The organism is Nocardioides maradonensis, from assembly GCF_054777115.1.
In genome coordinates this window covers 76,950-97,902 of sequence record NZ_BAAHAZ010000006.1, presented here as the reverse complement: position 1 = coordinate 97,902, position 20,953 = coordinate 76,950, and the positions used below count along the sequence as shown (strand labels likewise).

Genomic DNA, 20,953 nt, shown 5'->3' with positions numbered 1-20,953 from the left:
CTAGGCGTCGGGGAACTCGTAGTCCTCCGCGTCCTCCAGCGAGGGCAGCTCGGCGACGAGGACCTGGGTGCACCACTTGCAGGTCAGCGCGTCGATCGCCACGAACTCCTTGCAGTAGACGCACTCCTTCTGCCCCTGCGCGCGGAAGTTGCCGAGGCCGAAGCGGATGATCAGCTTCACCAGCACGAAGAGCACCAGGCCGAGGATCAGGAAGGACAGGAAGTCGCCGAGGAACTGGCCGTAGTGGACCTGTCCCTTGCCCACGTTCCAGACCAACCCGGAGGTGTCCGGCGCCCCGCCGAGCGCCGCGATGAAGTCCATGATCACGTTCTTCGCGAGCGAGTCGACGACGGCCGCGAAGGCCGACCCGATGATGAAGCCCAACGCCAGGTCGAGCATGTTGCCCCCGAGCGCGAACGTCCTGAACTCCCGCCACATCCTGCCCATGCTGCTCTCCTGCTGTGCGCCCTCGCGGGTACGGCGCCCCCTGCGCCGGCAGGGTGATTATGGGGCCACCGACGGCGCCGGCCCGCTCGACCCTCCGCACGCCGCGAGCTTGCGCTCCTGGAGGTCCAGGAGGTCGGCGATCTCGCGGCGCAGGGACCCGTCCAGGCCGGGCGCGCCGAGCAGCTCGCGCACCCGCCGCACCGTGGCCTCGTCGAACCACGGACGCGGGAAGAACCAGCCCGCGGTCGAGGTCAGCATCCAGCCCGAGCGCAGCTGCGCGGTGCCGGCGACGTCGGCGACGTAGCGGTCGACGTACGGCGCCGTGAGGTCGGGCTGGCCGGGCTGCCACAGGCCGCGTCCGGCAGCCTCGAGCTCATGGCTGGGCAGCGGCGTCGTACCGGTGGAGCAGGACCAGGCCCACGCCTTGGCCTCGGGCGTGGGCAGCGCAGCCCGAGCACGCGCGTGCCCGACGCCCGCGGTGGCGCTCGGCTCGCGGTCGCGCTCCCGGTCGAGCTCGTCGAGCTCCACCGCGCCCAGGGCGGCGAGCCGGCCGAGGAGCCGCCAGCGCAGGTCCAGGTCGAGGCGCAGCCCCTCCGGCAACCCCGCACCCGACAGCCAGCCGCGCAGCAGGACCGGGTCCTTCGACGTCGCCACCGCCGCCCGCAACGTCGCGAATTGCTCCTCCGACCCGGGTGCCGCCGCGCCCAGCCGCGCCAGCAGGACCGCGTGGAGCCGGGCCGTGGCGGCCTCCGGATCGGGCTGCAGCGGCAGCACCCACTCCCGGACCCACCCCATCGTCCGGTGCTCGGCGTCGTCGAGGTCCTCGACGGGCGGCGCCGCGAGGACGATGTCCAGGACGAGCTCCGGCGGGAGCGCGGCGTTGTGCAGCGCGCTGCGGATGCCGCTCCAGGTGGCGGCGCGCTGCAGCGGGTCCTCCACCTCGGGCAGCAGGTCGACCAGGGCCCGCGCCGATGCGGCGTCGGGCGGCAGGACCGCCCAGGTCTCGAGGAGCGGGTCGAGGACGACCGCGGCACCACCGGCGTCGAAGGGCACCTCCGGCCGGTCGACCACCACCGGCCGGACCTCCCAGCCGGCCGTCGTGGCCACGGCGGCATGCATCCGGTGGGTGCGGTCCGCGGTGGCGCTGGGCGGCGACGTACGCCGCAGGAGGCCCGCGCTCCGGTCGAGCTCGATCCGGTCCGGACCGGCGCTGCGCAGCCACCCCGCGGCGAACGTGGCCAGGTCGGTGGCGCCGGCCCGCTCCCAGCACGCGACGAGGTCGGCCAGGGTGGCGTTGCCGAACCGGTGCCGCTCGAGCAGGTCGACGACGCCGCCGAGGAAGACGTCGTCGCCGAGCGTGGTGCTCAGCTGGCGCAGCACCGCGCAGCCCTTGGCGTAGGAGATGCCGTCGAAGTCCTGGAGGGCGGCCGCGGCGTCGACCGCGCCGTTGCCGGCGACCGGGTGCGTGCTCGGCCCCTGGTCGCCGACGAGCCCCCACTGGAGGCGGGCATAGGCGTCGTCCACCCGCACGTCGTCGTACGTCGTGGCCTCGGCGGTGACCCGGTTGCCGAGGTACTCCGCGAACGACTCGTTGAGCCACAGGTCGTCCCACCAGACCGGGGTCACCAGGTTGCCGAACCACTGGTGGGCCAGCTCGTGCTCGATCGTGGTCGCGCGCTGCACCCGCTGGCTGCGCGACGCGCGGCTGCTGAACAGCATCGTGTCCCGCAGCGTGACGCAGCCCGGGTTCTCCATCGCGCCCGCGTTGAAGTCGGCCACGAACGCCTGGTGGTAGTGGCCGAAGACGTAGCGGATCCCGAACAGCCGGTGCAGCTCGTCGAGCCCCTGCGCGGTCAGCGTGAAGAGCTCCTCGGCCTCCCGTTCCAGCTCCGCGGCGAGGCTCGCGCGAGCGCTCAGACCGAGCAGGACCCCGTCGTGCTCGTGGCGCAGCAGGTGGTAGGGACCGGCCACCACGGTGACGCCGTACGTCGCCAGCGGCCGGCTGCGCGCGAGCTCCCAGACCCCCGGTTCCACCCGCTCTCCCGGCGCGTTGCCGACGACGGTCCAGTCCTCCGGGGCCCGCACGTGCAGGGTGTACGGCGCCTTCAGGTCGGGCTGGTCGAAGCACGCGAACACCGTCGGGGCGGCGTCCAGGAAGGACATCGCGTAGACGTAGTGCCGGCCGTCGGCGGGGTCGACGCTGCGGTGCAGCCCCTCCCCGTCGGAGCGGAACGCCATCACCGCGTCCACCACGAGCTCGTGCTCGCCGGCGTCGAGCTCGAGCGGGAGGCGCCCCCGCTCCCAGGTGCCGAGGTCCAGCGGGCGCCCGTCGAGGGTGGCGGAGCGCAGGACGGCCGGACGGAGGTCGAGGAAGGTCCGGCCGACACCGCTGCCGAAGCGGATCGTGGTCCGCGAGCCGAAGGTCCGGTCGTCGCGGGCGAGGTCCAGCGCCACGTCGTACTCGAGGTCGCGGAGGAGCGCGCGACGCGCCACCGCCTCGGTGTGCTGGAGCGACGCGTGCGGGCTGGGCATGGACGCACTGTAGGCGCGCGGGAGGGGCCCGACACGGCCCGCGAGGGGGTTCATCGGCACACCCCAACCGACCGCTCCAACCTTGGCCGATCGGACAGCCCGGCGGCCCACGAACGCCACGACGATGGAGCCACCACTCACCTTGGAGGTATGCCGTGATCGACCGCGCGCTGTCGGCCGACGCCTGGACCGACCAGCTCGTCTCCGACATCGAGTGTCTCGTGCGCTGCGAGTCGCCGTCGGAGGACCTGGCCGCGGTCGCCCGCAGCGCCGACGTCGTCGCCGAGCTCGGGACCGAGCGGCTCGGCGTCGCCCCGGAGCGGATCGTGATCGAGGGCCGCACCCACCTCCGGTGGCGGTTCGGGCGACGCACCCGGGTGATCGTGCTCGGTCACCACGACACGGTCTGGCCGCTCGGCTCGCTCGCCACCCACCCCTTCTCGGTGGTCGACGGCGTGGTGCGAGGGCCCGGCTGCTTCGACATGCTCGGCGGTGTGGCGATGGCGTTCCACGCCCTGGCGGCCCTGCCGGACCGCGACGGCGTCACCCTGCTCGTCACCGGCGACGAGGAGATCGGATCGCCCTCCTCCCGCACCTTGATCGAGGACGAGGCCCGCGGGTGCGCCGCGGCGCTGGTGCTGGAGGCCGCCGGCCCGGGCGGCGCGCTGAAGACCGAGCGCAAGGGCGTCTCCTACTACGAGGTGACGATCACCGGACGCGCCGCACACGCCGGCCTCGAGCCCGAGCGCGGCATCAACGCGGCCCTCGAGGCCGCCCACCAGATGACCCTGATCGCCGCCCTCGGCGACCCGTCGCTCGGTACGACGGTCACCCCGACCCGGGTCGAGGCGGGCACCACGCCCAACACGGTGCCGGCCGTCGCCCGGTTCGCGGTCGACGTACGGGTGCGCGTGGAGGGCGAGCAGCAGCGGGTGCACGCGGCGATGCAGGCGCTGCGCCCCCACCACGCGGGAGCACGGGTGGTGGTCGACGGCGGCCCGAACCGGCCGCCGCTGGCCGGATCCGCCTCCGCCGACCTCTACGCACGGGCCTGCGCGCTGGCCGACGAGCTCGGCATCGGGCCGCTGTCGTCGGTCGCGGTCGGTGGAGCGTCCGACGGCAACTTCACCGCGGGCATCGGCACCCCGACGTTGGACGGCCTGGGCGCCGTCGGGGGTGGCGCGCACGCCGACGACGAGCACCTGCTGGTGGCCGAGCTGCCGCGTCGGACCCGCCTCGTGACGGCGCTGCTGGCCGAGCTCCTGGCCGAGAGCGCAGGCACCTCGTGAGCGTCGGGACGACCACCTCCTCGGCGTTGGTCGGGCACGCGTGGGCGGACGCCGACGCCGCGATCCGGCGCGCCGGCATCGACGTACGCACCCTGGACACGGTGGCCGACCTGACCCAGGTACGTCGCCTGTTCGACCGCATCTGGCACACCGACCCGAGCAGCTCGCCGGTGCCCGCCGACCTCATGGTGGCGATGCGCAAGGCCGGCAGCTACGTGAGCGGCGCATACGACGGCGACGAGCTGATCGGGGCGTGCCTCGGCTTCTTCGGCGCACCGGCGCGGCAGTCGCTGCACAGCCACATCGCCGGCGTGCTCCCCCAGGTGCAGGGCCGCGCCGTCGGCTTCGCGCTCAAGCTGCACCAGCGGGCGTGGGCGATCACCCGCGGTGCCCACGAGATCACCTGGACCTACGACCCGTTGATCCGCCGCAACGCGCACTTCAACCTGGCCAAGCTCGGCGCCGGCGTGGCCGAGTACCTGCCCGACTTCTACGGACCGATCGACGACGGCGTGAACCGCGGCGACGCGAGCGACCGGCTGCTGGTGCGCTGGGTGCTGGACACGCCCACGACCGCGGCGGCCTGCCGCGGCGAGCAGCACCCGGTACGCCGGGACGGCGGTCACGTCGCGCTGGAGGCGTCCGCCGACGGGCGACCGGTCGGCCATCCGGTCCGCGACGGGACGGTCCTCGTCGGCGTACCGGAGGACATCGAGGCGGTGCGCGCGTCCGATCCGAGGCTCGCCACGGCGTGGCGGTCGGCCGCGCGCGAGGTGCTCGGCGGCCTGCTGGCCGAGGGCGCGACGGTGCGCGGCTTCGACCGCGCGGGCTGGTACGTGCTGGACAGGGACGAGAGAACGGAGCAGTCGTGAAGATCGTCGGGGTGGAGGCGCGGGTCGTGGCGATGCCGCTGGTGACGCCGTTCCGGACCTCCTTCGGCACCGAGACGGTGCGCGAGGCGCTGCTGGTCCGGGTCGTGACCGACGACGCGGAGGGCTGGGGCGAGTGCGGCGCGAGCGCGGGACCGTTCTACTCCTCGGAGCACACCCACGGAGCGCTGGACGTGCTGGAGCGCCACCTGGTGCCGGCCCTCGCCGCGGTCGCCGACCTCGACGCGCACCGGGTCGCGCCGGCGCTCGCGCACGTGAAGGGCCACCGGATGGCCAAGGCCGCCCTCGAGACGGCGGTCCTCGACGCCGACCTGCGGGCCCGCGGCGAGTCCTTCGCCCACGCGCTCGGCGCGGTGCGGTCGACCGTGCCGTGCGGGGTGTCGGTCGGCATCACCGGGTCGATCCCCGAGCTGCTCGACGTGGTGGGCGGCCACCTCGCGGAGGGCTACCTGCGGATCAAGCTGAAGATCGAGCCGGGCTGGGACGTCGAGCCGGTGCGCGCCGTACGGGAGCGGTTCGGGGACGTGCCGCTCCAGGTCGACGCGAACACGGCGTACCGGCGCGGCGACGCGGGCCACCTCGTCCGCCTCGACCCGTTCGACCTGCTGCTGCTCGAGCAGCCGCTGCCCGAGGACGACCTGCTCGGCCACGCCGAGCTCGCCCGCCACGTCCGCACCCCGATCTGCCTGGACGAGTCGATCGTCTCCGCGCGAACGGCCGCCGACGCGATCGCGCTGGGTGCGTGCCGGATCGTCAACATCAAGCCCGGCCGGGTCGGCGGCTACCTGGAGGCGCGGCGCATCCACGACGTCTGCGCGGCCCACGGCGTACCGGTCTGGTGCGGGGGGATGCTCGAGACCGGCCTGGGGCGGGCGGCCAACCTGGCGCTCGCGGCGCTACCGAACTTCCAGCTGCCCGGCGACACGTCCGCGTCGGACCGCTACTACGCCACCGACCTCACCGAGCCGTTCGTGCTGGACGACGGCCACCTGGCCGTGCCCACCGGGCCGGGGATCGGGGTGACGCCGCTGCCCGACGTGCTGGACGCGGTGACGGTGACGCAGCGCTGGCTGCCGCTGGGCTGAGCCCGACGATGGGCGGTACGGGACGACGAATCCCTGCCATGATTTCGTCGTGCACGACGAACGCCGCGGGACCGCCCCCGCACTAGCGTCGGCGGCGTGACGATGGCCGACCTCCCCCGTGCCGGGCTGGCGCGCGTGCTCGAGGAGATCGGGCCGACGCTGCTGGCGGTGGTGTGCGGCGAGGTGCCGTCGACCGAGATCGGGGGCGTCGTCGTCCTCGACCCGCTCGACGAGCCGGAGCTGCCCGACGGCGCCCTCGTGCTGGGCGTGGGGCTGCACGGCGGCGCCGTCGCGGAGGCGGTACGCCGGCTGGGTGCCCGCGGCGCCGTCGGGCTCGTCGTGCGGGCCCCCGTCGAGGCCACCGACGACCTGCGCGCGGCCGCCCGGGAGACCGGCACGGCCGTGCTCGCGCTGGCCCGCGGCGCCGGGTGGAACCACCTGGCCAGCATGGTGCGCACCCTGACCAGCGACGCTCCCCCGCTCGACGGGGTGCCGGACGGCTCGCTGGCGCGTGCCGGTGCGGGCCTGCGCCAGGTGGTCGGCTACCAGTCCGGTCTCGACGACCTCTTCGCCGTCGCCAACGCCATCGCGGCCCTGGTCGACGCGCCCGTCACCATCGAGGACCGCAGCTCGCGGCTGCTCGCGTTCTCCGGTCGGCAGGAGGACGCCGACGTCTGGCGGGTGCAGACGATCCTGCGCCGCCAGGTGCCCGAGCAGTACACCCGGGCGCTGGAGAGGCAGGGCGTCTTCCAGCAGATCTACCGCAGCACCCGGCCGGTCTTCGTGCCGCCGATCCACTCCGGGGAGCCGGGCGGTCAGGGGCGGATGGCGATCGCCGTCCGGGCCGGCGACGAGATCCTCGGGACCATCTGGGTGGTGGCCGCCGAGCCGTTCAGCGCCGAGCGCGACGACGCGCTCTTCGAGGCCGCGAAGCTGGTGGCGATGCACCTGGTCTGGCAGCGCGCGGACGCCGACGTGGAGCGCCGGTTGCGCGCCGAGCTGCTCAGCAGCGTGCTGGAGAGCGGGCCGCGCACCGCCGAGAGCATGGGCCGGCTCGGGCTCAAGGACGAGCCGGCGGTGGTGCTCGCGCTGACCGTGGTCGGCGGCGGCGCCGAGCACCCGCTGCCCGCCCAGCTGGCCGTCGAGCGCAAGCGGGTGGCGGACGCATTCGCGCTGCACCTCACGGCCGTGCACCCCCGCAGCGCGGTCGGGCTGGTCGGCGACATCGCCTACGCGATCCTGCCGGTCGCCGCGGGCCGCCGGGATGGCGAAGAGCGGGCCGCCGCGATCGCCGGCGAGTTCCTCTCCCGCATCGACTCGTCGCTGCGCCCGATCGTCGGGGTGGGCCCGCTCGCCCCGGGCAGCGCCGGCTTCCACCGCTCGCGGTCCGGTGCCGACCGGGCGTTGCGCGTGCTCCGGTCACGCCGTTCCGGCAGCCAGGTCGCGCGGCTCGACGACGTCCACCTCGAGGCGCTGCTGCTGGAGCTCGCCGACCTGGTCCCGAAGGGCGACATCCCCAGCGGCCCGGTGGCCCGGATCGCTGCCTACGACCGCGCGCACCAGAGCAGCCTGCTCGAGACGCTGCGGGCCTGGCTCGACGCGCTCGGCGACGTCGGTGTCGCGTCGGCGGCGATGTTCGTGCACACCAACACGTTCCGCTATCGGCTGCGGCGGGTCGCGGAGGTGGGCCGGCTCGACCTCGGCGACCCGAACGCCCGGCTCGCCGCGATGCTCCAGCTGCGGCTGATGGACCTCAGCTCGTCCTCGGTGGAGTGAGGCCGAGCTGCTGGACCAGGAAGCCGAGCCACTCGACGTCCTGCGCCAGCACCACCTCGTGGTCGGTCGCGGCGCCGTGGCCGGCGTCCTCGAAGACGTGCACCAGGATCGGGGCGTCCCCCTGTTGGGCCGCCTGCAACCGGGCGACGAGCTTCCGGGCGTGCCACGGCCGGCACCGCGGGTCGTTGGCACCCGCCTGCACGTAGACGGCCGGGAACCGCTGCGGCCGGACGAGCTCGTACGGCGAGCGGCCGATCATCCGGCGTACGTCCTCGGGGTCGTCGGGGTCCCCCCACGCCTTGCGGATCACGAACTCCAGGTAGGGATCGCGCATCCCGGCGACCAGGTCGAGCAGCGGCGCGCGCGGCAACACGGCCCGCCACAGGTCGGGCCTCGTCGTCACGGCGACACCACACATCAGGCCACCGTCCGAGCCGCCGGTGACCGCGAGCCGGTCGGAGGTCGTGCGGCCGGTGGCGACCAGGTGCTCGGCCACCGCGACGAGGTCGTCGTCGCGCACGTGCTTGGTCTCCCGGTGGGCCGCGAGGTACCAGTCCCGGCCGAGCTCCCCGCCACCACGGAGGTAGGCCTGCACCAGGGTGCCGCCGGCGGCGACGTACGCGGCGAGGTCGGGGTGGAACTGCGGCAGCGTGGGCACGTTCGCGGCGCCGTACGCGGAGATCAGGGTGGGCGCGGGTCCGCTCGGCGCTCCGGCCGGGTGGACGAGGTGGAAGGGCACCCGCGTGCCGTCGGCAGCCGGCGCGGACCCGATCTCGACGACGGCGTCGAGCGTGACCGCCGGCGCCCGCAGCGTCTCGACGCTGGCGGCGCCCGGCCGGTGCAGGTAGGTGCCCCAGGAGCTCGTGAGCGTCGAGAAGCCGAAAACGTACGCCGGCGCCCACCCGGCCGCGAGCCCGGTGAGCGGGAAGAACGGGGCGCCGATCGCACCGTCGCCGGGCAGCGGCACCTCCTGGAGGACCGCACCGTCGACGTCGATCGCCAGGACGCGCGCGAAGGTGTCCCGGAGGCCGGCCAGGTAGAGGACGTCGCCGACCGGGGTGAGCGAGCGCAGCACCAGGTCGCTCTCGGGGACCAGCTCCGCCCAGGTCGACGGGTCGTCCGGGGCGGGCGCGTCGAGCGGGATCGCCACGACCCGGCCGTTCGCGGCGCCGACGTCGGTGACGGCGACGTACCGGTCGCCGACCACGTGCCCGGCGACGGTGCCGGCGCAGTCGGTGACGAAGGGCCGCCAGGTCGATCCCGGGTCGTCGAGGTCGCGGACCGCGACCGGGACCGGGTTGCCGATCCGGTGGCTCGCGACAAGGCGGCGACCGTCCGCCGAGGGTTGGACGAGCGTGTACTCCCGCGAGCCCGCCGGCACCGGCACCGGCTCGACCGCGGTCGTGGCGGTGGCGAGGTCGTGGTGGAAGACCGCCTGCGCGAAGTCCTCGGGCGCACCGGTGAGGCCGAAGAACCAGAAGCCCGTGCTGTCGGCGCTCCAGGACACGCCGCCCGCCCAGGCGCTGTGCAGCACCTGCGGTGGCGCGGGAAGCAGGCGGCCGTCGGCGACGTCGACCAGCCGGATCGTGTTGTGCTCGCTGCCGTCGGTGCAGACACCCATAGCGAGCACCCGGCCGTCCGGCGACGGCGCGAGCCACGACAGCACGGCGGCGTCGTCGGGGCCGACCAGGTCGCGCAACCGGACGAGGGTCCGGCCGGGACCGAACGGCTGGTCGGCCACGACGAGCCGGCCGTCCTCCTCGCGGAACCAGCAGCCGGCGGCGTACCGCGGGAGGTCGGGTCGCGCGCCGGCGTCGTACCTCTCGACGAGGCGGCGCAGGGCGGCGCGGTCCTGGTCTTCCAGGATCGTCGCGGTGGCGAGGTCGGCCTGCCGCCGCTGCCAGTCGTGCACCTCGGCGTCCTCGGCCTCGAGCCAGCGGTACGGATCCGGCACCGGTACACCGGCCCGGTGGTCGACCACGTCCACGGTCCGGGTCGCGGGGTAGCGGGCCAGCTCGGCCCGCAGCCGCTCGAACGCGCCCGGCACCCGGTGGACGCTGCCGAGGTCGAGCACGACGTCGTACCCGGTGCCCGGCTCGGCCACCGCCACACCCTCCTCGAGCGCGACGTCCCAGTCGTAGGGCCGCGACGAGCGCTCGGTGATCCGCACGGCCGGCCCGCGGGAGTAGCGGGTGCCGATCACGACGAGGTCCTCGCCGAGGTCCGGAGCGAGCAGTCCGCCGAGCGTCGGGCGCCCGTCGACGGGATCGCGCTGCACGTGTCCGTCGTGGGCGCTGACCAGGATCCGCGGCTCGCGGTCGAGCACCCAGCGCACCGTGTCGGCCAGGAAGACCTCGCGCGGGTACGGCCCGTCACCGACGTCGCCCTGCTCGGCGACGAACGCGTCGAGGGACGCCGCCAGCCGCTCCGCCACCGCATCGCCGGTACGCCGCCCCCGCTCGGCCAGACCGCGCAGGTCGTCGAGCAGCGCCGCCCGCTCCCCCGGGTCGAGCGCGGCCCAGCGGATCGCCGCGGCGGCCCGGCGCCCGAGGTCGGCCCGCCGCAGCAGGGCAGCGTCGCCCGGCTCGGGAGCCACCCGCGCGAGCAGGGCGCGCACGGCGGGGCCGGGCGACGTGCCGTCGCCGGACAGGTCCATGCCAAAGGCGCGGACGCCCGCGTCGCGCATCCACGCGAGCATCCGCTGGACCTCGGTGCTGTGCCCGAAGCCGTAGGAGATCGTCGCGGCGACGTCCGCCACCGCGCCCGGGCCTCCGCGCAGCCAGGCGTCCAGCGCGAGCCCCTCGGCGAAGCCCGACTCCAGCACGAGCGCGGTCACGCCGTCCTCCGCGAGATCGGCCAGCAGCCGCGACCGCAGCTCGTGCAGCTCCACCACGTTGTGCGCGGCCTCGCCCAGGGCCACGACCCGCGCGCTGCCGATGACGGCGCGCAGGTCGGCCACGTCGACCTTCATGCCGATGCCGCCGTCAGCCGTGGAAGTACCAGAGCTCGGGGCTGTAGACGAAGCTCAGCAGCGCGCCGAACGACGCGGGCGGGCCGGAGAGCGACGACTTCCACACCACCAGGGTGTCCGGTGTCGGCAGGAAGAGCACGGGCAGGTCCTTGCCGAGGAAGGTGATCTCGTCGGAGAGCGCCTTCGGGTCGGCGCCGAACGTCGAGGCGTTGATCAGCCGGTCGGCCTCCGGGTTGCTGTAGCTGCCGAGGTTGAAGCTGCCGGTTGTGTTGAAGACGGTGTTGCTGGTCGGGTAGCCGGCCGCCTGGTAGATCGGCCCGTAGTCCTGCATCGCCCAGTCGTTCTTCCGTGCGGGCGCGTAGGGGTTGCCGTAGTTGGCGTACATGTAGTTGAGCGACTTGGTGAAGACGGTGACCTTGATGCCGAGCTTCTTGGCCTGGGACGCGAAGGCGATGTCCCGCGCCCCGACGTACGCCGGGGTGTTGGCGGAGGCGAGGTTGAAGCTGATGGTCTGGCCGGCGGGGATGCCCGCGCCGCACTGCGTGGGGCCGGTGCCCGGCCGCTCGCACGTGGTGGTGCCGTCCGGTACGACGTGCCAGCCGTGGTCGGTGAGCAGCGTCGTCGCAGCCGTCGGGTCGAAGGGGTACGGCGCGCTGTCGCCGTACGCCGGCGGGTACGGCGAGTCCGCCCCGGCCGTCGTGTAGTTCGTCGACCCGGCACCGTTGTAGACCCCACGGCTCCGGATGTAGCCCGGCTGGTCGATCAGGTGCTGCAGCGCCTGCCGCAGGTAGGGCTGCGCGACGAGCTTGTCGAAGTTGTCCACGGTGTTCTCGAAGTTGATCGTCAGCGGGTCGAAGCGCGCGGGCGCCGGAGCACCGAACACGTGGTAGCCCTTGGCCTCGAGGTCGCCGATCTGCGACACGAACGTGGAGTCCAGCGTGCCGACGTCGAGCGTGCCCGCCTTGTACTGGTTGAGCACCGCGGCATCGGAGGTGAACGCCTTGAACGTCACCTTGTCGAGCCGGTTGTCGCCGGGTCCGCTGTAGGACCGGTTCGGCACCAGCGAGTAGGAGCCGGTGGTGGGGTCGAAGCTCTGCAGCTGGAAGGGCCCGTTGACGACCTTCCACAGCGGGTTCGTCGCGTACGTCGCCTGCGACTCGGCCTGCTGGGTGAGGTAGTCGTAGATCGCCTTCGCGTTCGCCGGGCGGGTGTAGTCCAGGTGCGGACCGCCGGTGCTGGCGATGCTCCAGTCCGCCGACGGCATCACGTAGAGCAGCTCCAGCACGGAGAGCAGGTACGACGGGTTGTACGCCCGGGTCAGGTGCAGGGTCAGCGTCCTGGGGTTCGTGGCGACCGCCGTGACGCCGTCGGGGAACTGCCCGGGCGTGTAGAAGCTCCAGTTGGCGGGACTCTCGGCCAGCGCCGCCTTGAGCAGCGCGAGGGAGAAGACCACGTCACCGGCGACCACCGGCTTGCCGTTGGACCACCGGTAGTCCTTGAGCCGGATCGTCACGGTCCTCCGGTCCGGGCTGTACGTCGGCAGCTCGGCCAGGCTCAGCGCGGGCTCGACCTCCTTCGGCCCGTAGCCGGCCGGCCGGTAGAGCGGACGCCAGAGCTGGCCGCGGGCGATGACGGTGCCGCTCTCGGAGGCCGGCGGGTAGGGGTAGATGTAGTTCGGGTTGAGCCCGGGCGTCAGGGCGATGGTGATGCTGCCGCCGGACCTCGGGTTGCCGACCTGCGACGGGAGCGTCCGGAAGCCGGCGGTCGAGGTGCTGCCGCCTCCCGAGCAGGCGGCGAGGGCGCCGAGGGTGACGAGCGCGACGGCGCCGGCCAGGGCACGGCGGAGGCGAGGGGCGGGCTGGGTCATGACGGTCTCCTGGAGATGGGGTGGTCGGGGCCGTCAGCCGGCGCGGCGGCCGATCGCGTCGCGCAGCGCGTCGGCGAGCAGGTTGAGGGCGAGGACGGTGGCGATGATGAATCCGCCGACCGGGTAGATGAGCCACCAGTAGCCGGCGGAGATGTAGGTGACGCCGCTGGCGAGCTGGCTGCCCCAGTCGGTGGCGGGGTAGCTCAGGCCGAAGCCGAGGAAGCCCAGCGTCGCCACCGCGAGGACGGCGTCGGCGACCTGGAAGGTGATGTTGACGATGATGACGCCGAGCGCGTTCGGGATCAGGTGCCGCAGGATCAGCCGCCGCCGCGACGCGCCCATCACCTTGGCCGCGAGCACGAACTCGCGGACCCGCAGGGTCAGCACCTCGCCGCGGATCAGCCGCGCGGGTACCAGCCACGAGAACGCCCCGATCACCAGGCTGAGCGCCAGCGCGCTGGCGTGGTAGCGGGCCGAGAGGATCAGCACGAGGAACAGGAAGGGCACCGACAGCATCACGTCGACGAGCCGCATCATCAGCCCGTCCACCACTCCTCCCGCCAGACCGGCCACGGCGCCGTACAGGGTGCCGATGGTGGTGGCGATCAGGGCGGCCAGCAGGCCGATCTCGAGCGAGACCTGACCGCCGCGCATCAGCCGGCCGAGGACGTCGAAGCCGTTGGTGTCGGTGCCGAGCGGGTGCCCGCCGCCGGGCGGCAGCGCCGCGTCGAGCAGGTTCACGTCGGTCTGGTTCGTCGGGTGCACGACCGGACCGAGGAAGCAGAACAGCGCGAGCAGCACCAGGATCAGCACGCCGACCAGGCCCAGCGGGCTGGAGCGCAGCGCGCGCACCATGGCCCGCCAGGGCGAGCCCGCGCCGCGCGCGGCCCGGGCGACGATCGCGTCGACGTGCTCGCCCGACTCGAGGGCCCGCTGTGCCGTGCTCACTTGACCAGCTCGATCCGTCGGTCCGCGATCGCCACCGCGATGTCGGACAGGAAGGTGCCGACCACCGTCAGCACGCCTCCGATCAGGGTGTAGGCCAGCAGCACCGGGTAGTCCTCGCGCTGCAGGCTGTTGAGGAAGAGCAGGCCCAGGCCCGGGTAGTTGAACAGCGACTCGACGATGAGGTTGCCCGCCAGCAGCGCGGGGATGGACAGGCCGACCAGGGTGATCAGCGGCAGGCACGCGTTGCGCAGCAGGTGCCGGGTCAGGACGAGCCGCTCCGGCAGGCCCTTCGCCCGGGCCACGGTGATGTAGTCCTGGCCGAGCTGGTCGAGGGCGGCCGAGCGCTGGTACTGCGAGAAGATCGCGATGCTGGTGACCGCGAGCGTGATGACGGGCAGCGTCATCGAGCGCGGTTCGGTGAACACCGCCCACGCCGACCCGGACTGCGACGCCTCCGCGGGGAACAGCTGCACCTGCTGGCTGAGCAGCGCGATGAGGACCAGCCCGAGGAGGAAGCCGGGCGTCGCGTACAGGACGTACGCGATCGCCGTACCGAGCCGGTCCACCAGGCTGTTGCGCCGGACCGCCTGCAGGATCCCGAGCGGTACGGCGACGAGCAGCGCCACGACCAGCCCGGCCGCCGACAGCATCGCGCTGCGTCCCGCGTTCTGCTGCAGCAGCGTGCCGACGCCCTCGTTGAGCTTGTAGGAGCGGCCGAGGTCGCCGCGGAGCAGGTCGTGGACGTAGCTGAGGTACTGCAGCACCACCGGCCGGTCGAAGCCGTGCGCCTTGTCGAAGGCGGCGACCGCCTGGGGCGTGGCGCGCTGGCCGAGCACGATCCGGCCGGGGCTGTCGGAGACCACGTGCAGCAGGAAGAAGGTCACCGCGGAGATGCCGAAGAGGACCACGACCGAGATCGCGAGCCGGCGGATGACGTACCGGGTCATGCGGGGGCCTCCGTCGGGACCAGCGGGAAGTGACAGGCGACCTGGTGGGTGCCGGTGACCGGTCGCAGGGTCGGCTCGACCTCCGCGCACAGGTCCGTGGCGAGCGGGCAGCGGGTGCGGAACCGGCAGCCGCTGGGCGGGTCGAGCGGGCTGGGCAGCTCGCCGCGGATGCGCGCCGCGGGGTCACGCGGGGGCGCCTCCGGGTCCACGTCCGGTACGGCGGCGAGCAGGCCGGCCGTGTAGGGGTGCGCGGCGCCGCCGTACACCTGCTCGGTGGTGCCGACCTCGACCAGCTTGCCCAGGTACATCACGCCGACCCGATCGGCGAGGTAGCGGACGACCGCCAGGTCGTGGGAGATCACGACGCTGCTCAGCCGCCGGGTGCGCTGGGTGCGCCGCATCAGGTTGAGCACCTGCGAGCGGATCGAGACGTCGAGCGCGCTGACCGGCTCGTCGGCGACGAGGACGTCAGGATCGAGGGCGAGGGCACGGGCGAGGCCGACCCGCTGCCGCTGACCGCCGGAGAGCTCGTGCGGGTAGCGCTCCAGCACGTTCGCGGGCAGGCCGACGTCGTCGAGGAGCTCGTGTGCGCGGGCGGTGCGCTCGGTACGGGTGCCGATGCCCTGGATCGCGAGCGGCTCGCGCAGGATCGCGCCGATCCGCATCCGCGGGTCCAGGGACGCGTGGGAGTCCTGGAACATCATCTGCAGCCGGGCGCGGTGCGGGCGCAAGGCCCGCGGCCCCAGGCGCGAGACGCTGACCCCGTCGAGGTCGACCTCCCCGTCGGTGGGGCGGTCCAGGGCCACCAGCATCCGACCGAGGGTCGACTTCCCGCACCCCGACTCCCCCAGCAGGCCGAAGGTCTCCCCCGCCGCCACCTCGAAGCTGACGCCCGAGACCGCCTTGAGGGTGCGGCGTCCGCCGAGCAGCGCGGTGCCGCCGACGGCGTACTCCCGGTGCAGGTCGACGACCCGCAGCCGGGCCGGCGCGCGGTCGATCTCCGGCTCGCGCTCCGGCACGGCGCGCTCGCTGGTGCGGACCGCGGCGCCGTCCGTGGGGTGCCAGCACGCGAAGCGATGACCGCCGTCAGCCTCCGCGGTGACCGGCGGACGCTCGGTGCCGCACCGGTCGGTGGCCGCCTCGCAGCGCGGCGCGAACCGGCAGCCGGGCACGTCGAGGGTCAGGTCCGGCGGGGCGCCGGGGATGCTGAACAGCTCCACGGCCTTGTCCTGCGCGAGCGTGGGGATCGAGCTGAGCAGCGCCTGGGTGTAGCGGTGCCGGGTGCGGGTGAACAGGCGCGTCGTCGGTCCGGTCTCGGCGACCTGGCCGGCGTACATCACGGCGACCCGGTCCGCGTGCCGGGCGATCACACCCATGTCGTGGGTGATCAGCACGAGCGCCATCCCGAGGCGCGCCTTCAGGTCGTCGAGCAGCTCGAGGATCTCGGCCTGGATGGTGACGTCCAGCGCGGTCGTCGGCTCGTCGGCGATGACCACACGGGGCTCGCAGATGAGCGCCATCGCGATCATGACGCGCTGCCGCATGCCGCCGGAGAGCTGGTGCGGGAAGTCGCGCATCCGCTCCGTCGGTCGCGGGATGCCGACCTGCGCGAGCATCTCCTCGGCCGCCCGGGCGGCGGCCTGCTTCGACGCACCCCGATGCAGCCGCAGCGGCTCGGCGACCTGGTCGCCGATCCGTCGGGTCGGGTTGAGCGCGGTCATCGAGTCCTGGAAGACCATCGCGATCTCGTTGCCCCGCAGGCCGCGGTACGCCGCCGGCGGCAGCCCGACCAGCTCCTGCCCGTCGTACCGGATGGAGCCGCCGGTCACCCGGCCGCCCGCCGGCAGCATCCCCATCACGGCGAGGCCGGTCATCGACTTGCCCGAGCCCGTCTCGCCGACGATGCCGAGCGTCTCCCGCGGGTGCAGGTCCAGGTCGACGTGGCTGATCGGGCGGACGACACGGTCGCCGCGGCGGATCTCGACGGAGAGGTCGCGGATGCTCAGCACCGGCCCGCCGGCCGCACCGGCGGACGTACCGGGTGCGGGCGGGGCGTCGGGCGTCGTCATCGGCGCCGCAGCGTTCTCCAGGGCCACGCGTCGATGATGCGGCGCGGCGCGCGGTGGGTGTTCGTCGTACCGATCGAACAATGCCGGCGGGGTTCGTCGCCGGGCACAACTCGTGCGGTCATCGTGCACCCGCCCCCGGGCGGCCCAGCTCCGTGGCGAGGAGCCGGTGCACGTTGGCGCCGAGCACGGCGACGACATCGGCCTCACGCCACCCGCGGCGCAGCAGGGCGTCGGTGACCAGCGGCAGGCCGGCGGGGCCCTCGAGACCGGGCAGGTAGGCGTCGGGCGGCACCACGCCGGCGTACGGCGCCTCGCAGCACGGCGGCGTCGTGTCGGCGAGGACCTCCTTGACGAAGTCCGGGCCGAGCCCGACGTGGTCGATGCCGGCGACCTCGGCGACGTGCTCGAGGTGGTCGACCAGCCGGTCGATCGAGTGGTCGGTCGGGTGCAGGAACGGGGCGAAGAAGTTCACGCAGACCAGCCCGCCGCCCGCGGCGATGCCGCGGATCTGGTCGTCGGTCAGGTTGCGGTGGTGGTCGCACAGCGCCCGGGCCGAGGAGTGCGTGGCGATCGTCGGCCGGGTCGCGATCTCGAGGACGTGCTCGACACCCGAGGCGCCGAGGTGGCTGAGGTCGACGAGCATCCCGAGCCGCTCCATCTCCGCCACGGCCGTGACGCCGGCGCGCGTGAGCCGGCTGCCCGTCGCGTCCTCCGCGCTGCCGTCGGCGAGCGCGGTGCGACCGAGGTGGGCCAGCGACGCGATCCGGACCCCGAGCCGGAACAGCGTCGCGAGCAGCTCGACGTCCTCGCCCACGCCGGGTGCGCTCTCCAGCGCGAGGACCAGCGCGATCCGGTCCTCGGCGAGCACGGCGTCGATCTCGGCGCCGTCGCGGCACAGGCCGACCGCGGCCGCGTTCTCCTCGGCGATCCGGTGCGCGGCCTCGACCATGCGCAGCGTCTGGCGCAGGGCGCCCTCGGGCCGGAACACGTCGTCGATGAAGACCGGGAGGACCTGCAGGCCGACGCCGCCGTCCCGCAGCTGGGGCAGCCACCGCTCGCGGAAGAACGCCGCCCACCGGTCCACCGGCCGCGCGACGACCGCGCACAGCAGGTCGTTGTGCGTGTCCGCGACCAGGGCCCTCCGGTGCACCTCGTTCACCCCACCCTCCGATCCGCTCGTCCCGTGTGCAGGTACGCCGCCCGGCCGTGGCCGTCGTCGCCGAGGAAGGCGAGCGGCGCGTGCACGCCACCCTCCCCGGTCACCGGCAGCACCGTGCCGTCCGGCCCGGCGACCAGCTCGGTGCGGTACGCCGGTTCGCCGATCTCGGCGAGCACCCCGAGCGGGACGCGCTCCAGCCAGATGCGGCCGTGCTCGTCGGCCGTGACGACGGTGCGGCCCACGACGGACGCGTAGGTGCCGACGATCCGGTCCGGGCGCGGGACGCGCACCGCCGGATCGGGCCGCACCGGCGGCGGCAGCTCCATCCCGACGAGGTCGCGTAGCACCGTCGACAGGACCGCGTCGTGGAGCGGGCGCTGGTCGCCGCCGTTGCTGAGCACGGCCACCGCGAGGTCGTGCTCGGGCGCGATCCGCAGCGACGCGGACTGGCCGATGGTGTTGCCGTCGTGGCCGACGAGGCGGCCGGTCGGGAGCTCCCACAGCTCCCAGCCGAGACCCCACCCCGTGCCGTGACCGGTCGGGGGCTGGTCGACCTGGCGCGCCCGCATCGCCGCCACGCAGCGCGCGCTCAGGATGCTGCCGCCGGGGCCGTCCCCGTCGCGCAGGTGCATCCGAGCGAAGGCCACCAGGTCCGTGGCGCGCATCGCGAGCATCGATCCCGCGGGGGCGTTCGACCGCGCCAGCGCCCACACGTCCGTCGGCTCGTACGTCGGGTGCCCGACCGCGGTGCGGAACAGGACGGCGTCGTACGGGTCGCAGGCGACGTGGGTGAGGCCCAGCGGCGCGACGAGGTGGTCACGCAGGCAGGCGTCGTACGGCTTCCCGCGGAGGACCTCGACCAGCCGGCCGAGGACGCAGAAACCCGCGTTGTTGTAGGAGAACAGCTCGCCGGGCGGGAACAGCTGCGGGGTGTCGGCCAGGAGCCCGACGTACCGCTCGACGCAGTCGTCGCCCCTGCCGGTGTCGGTGAAGACGTCCCCCTCGAAGCCGGCGACGTGGCAGAGCAGCTGGCGCGCGGTGATCGCGGCGGATGCCCGCTCGTCCGCGACCCGGAAGCCGGGGAGGTGCGTCCGCACCGGGGCATCGAGGTCGAGCAGGCCCTCGTCGACCAACTGCAGCGCGAGGGTCGCCGTCCAGGTCTTGGTGACCGAGCCGATCTGGAAGATCGCGTCGGTCGTCGCCTCGACCCCGGTGCCGCGGTTCAGCACGCCGGTGGCGGTGGCCACCGTCTCGTCGCCGACCGCGATCGCCACGGACGCGGCCGGGACCCCGTGCTCCTCGAGCAGCTCGGGCAGCCGTCGGCGTACCCGGTCCCCCACGTCGTCCAGCTGCGGCACAGCATCCCTCCGTCTCGGCTGGGGCCGACGATAGGACGCCGCGCGGGCCGCCCGTTCGTCGTACGCACCAAGGGGCGGAGCCGGGCTTGGTCCGGTCGGCCCAACGCTCCGCGCGACGGTGGGTGTCCGCACTTCCGCTGGATCCGCCGCATTCCCCTGACAACGCCCCGGGGTCCGGGTCATCCTTCTCTTGACCGGCCAGGTGACCCGAGACGCCTGGCCGGTCGTCATTTTTCCGCACGGCGACCTCCGACCTAGCGGCCGCTCACCTCGGCGCACCACCGCTCCCAGACCGGGCCGACGGCGGACGCGTGGGCGTCGTCGGTCAGATCACGCACGACCACACCCTCCCCGTCGAGCTCGAAGCGGGTCCCCCCGTCCGACGCGGGCCGGATGCCGATGGCCGTGGCCGTGTCGAGCACCCGGCCGTCGCCGAACATCCCGGCGCCGGCGTCGGGGAACCGGAGGTCCTCGGCCACCACCGGACGGCCGACGTGGTCGATGCGGGTCGTGCACGACAGCCGGCCGCCGCGTTGCGCCGTCCGGCCGAAGCGGAGGGTGTCGCGCACGATCATGCGCGCGCCCTCGGCGCACTCGGCAGTGAGGCTCCGGCGTACGTCGGCGCCGTCGCTGAGCACGAGCGGGAGCGCGTCCCAGATGAGCGTGGCGCCGCGGCCCACCGAGATCGAGACGTCGTACGACGCGGCGCTGCGGCCCCCGTCGTACGCGACCATCGCCGCGACGTCGCGGACGAGGAGCCGTTCCCCCTCCCCGACCTCGATCTGCAGCTCCAGGTGGTCCCCGCCCAGGAGCAGCGCGCGGCTCGCGACGAGCGCGACCTCGCCGGGCGCCGTCAGCCGCGGGACCAGGGTGGATCCGGCGAGGGTCGCCCGCCCCTCCCGGACGCGGACGAGGGTGCGCTCAGTGGACATGGACCACGCCGTCGGCGTGGCTGTGCGGCGCCATCGGGCCGGGGTCGGTGGGCACGTGCTGTCCGCTGCGGTGGTGGTCGAGGAGGTGCCGCACCCATCCGGTGAGGGCCTCGATCGAGGCCCGGTCCTCCCGGGAGAGCGCGACCACCGGCCGCCCGTCGCGCGCCTCGACCCCTTGGCGCTCCATGAGCTCCGCGTCGACACCGACGTACGGCGCCAGGTCGGTCTTGTTGACCACCAGCAGGTCGGCCCGGGCGATCCCCGGGCCTCCTTTGCGGACGACGTCCCCCCCACCGGCCACGTCGAGCACGAAGACCTGCGCGTCCACGAGGGCCGGCGAGAAGGTCGCGGTGAGGTTGTCACCGCCGGACTCGATGAGGACCAGGTCCAGCGGCGCGAAGTCCCGTTCGAGGTCCTCGACGGCGAGCAGGTTCGCGGTGATGTCGTCGCGGATGGCGGTGTGCGGGCAGGCACCGGTCTCGACCGCACGGATCCGCTCGGGGTCGAGCACCCCGGCCGCGCGCAGCATCCGCGCGTCCTCGTCGGTGTAGATGTCGTTCGTGACGACGGCGAGCGCAAGGTCGTCGCTGAGCTCGCGGCACAGCAGGGCGATCAGTGACGACTTGCCGGTCCCGACCGGTCCGGCCACTCCGAGGCGTAGGGGGCGGGTCTCAGGCACTGAC

15 protein-coding genes are annotated in these 20,953 nt (G+C 74.0%); 4 read left to right on the top strand and 11 right to left on the bottom strand.

All coding sequences use genetic code 11. From position 1 onward, the window contains the following. Together mscL and pepN are read right to left on the bottom strand one after the other, a co-directional pair. On the bottom strand, positions 1 to 447 hold the full coding sequence (gene mscL / locus ACYVAQ_RS08560; protein ID WP_460788281.1) for a large conductance mechanosensitive channel protein MscL: 447 nt from the start codon (positions 445 to 447) through the stop codon (positions 1 to 3). Between the two features lie 57 nt (positions 448 to 504). After that, positions 505 to 2,979 (bottom strand): aminopeptidase N, encoded by a 2,475-nt coding sequence (gene pepN / locus ACYVAQ_RS08555; RefSeq protein ID WP_460788278.1) that lies wholly within the window; start codon positions 2,977 to 2,979, stop codon positions 505 to 507. Positions 2,980 to 3,134: 155 nt separating this feature from the next. Between pepN and ACYVAQ_RS08550 the strand changes: the two genes are divergently transcribed. From ACYVAQ_RS08550 to ACYVAQ_RS08535, 4 genes are all read left to right on the top strand, one after another. Then, a complete protein-coding gene (locus tag ACYVAQ_RS08550; protein ID WP_460788275.1) occupies positions 3,135 to 4,268 on the top strand; it encodes a M20 family metallopeptidase in 1,134 nt (377 codons plus the stop codon). Further along, complete coding sequence (locus ACYVAQ_RS08545; RefSeq protein WP_460788273.1) at positions 4,265 to 5,140, top strand: GNAT family N-acetyltransferase; 876 nt, start codon at positions 4,265 to 4,267, stop codon at positions 5,138 to 5,140. Before ACYVAQ_RS08550 ends, ACYVAQ_RS08545 begins: the two co-directional genes overlap by 4 nt. After that, positions 5,137 to 6,243 carry an o-succinylbenzoate synthase gene (gene menC / locus ACYVAQ_RS08540; protein WP_460788271.1) on the top strand — a complete coding sequence of 369 codons (1,107 nt, stop codon included), beginning with the start codon at positions 5,137 to 5,139 and terminating at the stop codon, positions 6,241 to 6,243. Before ACYVAQ_RS08545 ends, menC begins: the two co-directional genes overlap by 4 nt. 102 nt (positions 6,244 to 6,345) lie before the next feature. Continuing rightward, positions 6,346 to 8,019, top strand: coding sequence for a PucR family transcriptional regulator (locus tag ACYVAQ_RS08535; RefSeq protein ID WP_460788694.1), 1,674 nt, complete (start codon positions 6,346 to 6,348; stop codon positions 8,017 to 8,019). On the opposite strand, the gene ACYVAQ_RS08530 is transcribed toward ACYVAQ_RS08535, so the two are convergent. The 9 genes from ACYVAQ_RS08530 to ureG form a co-directional block, all read right to left on the bottom strand. Then, positions 7,997 to 10,990: a prolyl oligopeptidase family serine peptidase gene (locus ACYVAQ_RS08530; RefSeq protein ID WP_460788269.1), complete on the bottom strand. Its 2,994-nt coding sequence runs from the start codon at positions 10,988 to 10,990 to the stop codon at positions 7,997 to 7,999. The two genes, ACYVAQ_RS08535 and ACYVAQ_RS08530, sit on opposite strands and share 23 nt — an antisense overlap. Positions 10,991 to 11,003: 13 nt before the next feature. After that, positions 11,004 to 12,857 (bottom strand): ABC transporter substrate-binding protein, encoded by a 1,854-nt coding sequence (locus ACYVAQ_RS08525; protein WP_460788267.1) that lies wholly within the window; start codon positions 12,855 to 12,857, stop codon positions 11,004 to 11,006. A gap of 33 nt (positions 12,858 to 12,890) precedes the next feature. Further along, positions 12,891 to 13,805 carry an ABC transporter permease gene (locus ACYVAQ_RS08520; protein WP_460788264.1) on the bottom strand — a complete coding sequence of 305 codons (915 nt, stop codon included), beginning with the start codon at positions 13,803 to 13,805 and terminating at the stop codon, positions 12,891 to 12,893. Continuing rightward, entirely contained in the window at positions 13,802 to 14,752 is a 951-nt protein-coding gene (locus tag ACYVAQ_RS08515) for an ABC transporter permease (RefSeq protein ID WP_460788263.1), read from the bottom strand. The genes ACYVAQ_RS08520 and ACYVAQ_RS08515 overlap by 4 nt, the downstream gene beginning before the upstream one ends. Then, complete coding sequence (locus ACYVAQ_RS08510; protein WP_460788261.1) at positions 14,749 to 16,848, bottom strand: dipeptide ABC transporter ATP-binding protein; 2,100 nt, start codon at positions 16,846 to 16,848, stop codon at positions 14,749 to 14,751. The genes ACYVAQ_RS08515 and ACYVAQ_RS08510 overlap by 4 nt, the downstream gene beginning before the upstream one ends. A 91-nt stretch (positions 16,849 to 16,939) precedes the next feature. Next, positions 16,940 to 17,980 (bottom strand): dipeptidase, encoded by a 1,041-nt coding sequence (locus ACYVAQ_RS08505; protein ID WP_460788258.1) that lies wholly within the window; start codon positions 17,978 to 17,980, stop codon positions 16,940 to 16,942. Continuing rightward, entirely contained in the window at positions 17,977 to 19,338 is a 1,362-nt protein-coding gene (locus tag ACYVAQ_RS08500) for a serine hydrolase domain-containing protein (RefSeq protein ID WP_460788256.1), read from the bottom strand. Before ACYVAQ_RS08500 ends, ACYVAQ_RS08505 begins: the two co-directional genes overlap by 4 nt. Before the next feature lie 254 nt (positions 19,339 to 19,592). After that, positions 19,593 to 20,270: an urease accessory protein UreD gene (locus ACYVAQ_RS08495; protein WP_460788254.1), complete on the bottom strand. Its 678-nt coding sequence runs from the start codon at positions 20,268 to 20,270 to the stop codon at positions 19,593 to 19,595. After that, the gene (gene ureG, locus ACYVAQ_RS08490; RefSeq protein WP_460788252.1) at positions 20,260 to 20,949 is read right to left on the bottom strand and encodes an urease accessory protein UreG; all 690 of its coding nucleotides are present in this window, start codon (positions 20,947 to 20,949) and stop codon (positions 20,260 to 20,262) included. Before ureG ends, ACYVAQ_RS08495 begins: the two co-directional genes overlap by 11 nt. Positions 20,950 to 20,953: the final 4 nt, after the last annotated feature.

Coding starts and splice junctions, on each gene's coding strand:
- ACYVAQ_RS08515 (WP_460788263.1), bottom strand. CDS start 14,752: ATGACCCGGTACGTCATCCGCCGGCTCGCGATCTCGGTCGTGGTCCTC.
- ACYVAQ_RS08525 (WP_460788267.1), bottom strand. CDS start 12,857: ATGACCCAGCCCGCCCCTCGCCTCCGCCGTGCCCTGGCCGGCGCCGTC.
- ACYVAQ_RS08530 (WP_460788269.1), bottom strand. CDS start 10,990: ATGAAGGTCGACGTGGCCGACCTGCGCGCCGTCATCGGCAGCGCGCGG.
- pepN (WP_460788278.1), bottom strand. CDS start 2,979: ATGCCCAGCCCGCACGCGTCGCTCCAGCACACCGAGGCGGTGGCGCGT.
- mscL (WP_460788281.1), bottom strand. CDS start 447: ATGGGCAGGATGTGGCGGGAGTTCAGGACGTTCGCGCTCGGGGGCAAC.
- ACYVAQ_RS08495 (WP_460788254.1), bottom strand. CDS start 20,270: ATGTCCACTGAGCGCACCCTCGTCCGCGTCCGGGAGGGGCGGGCGACC.
- ACYVAQ_RS08535 (WP_460788694.1), top strand. CDS start 6,346: ATGGCCGACCTCCCCCGTGCCGGGCTGGCGCGCGTGCTCGAGGAGATC.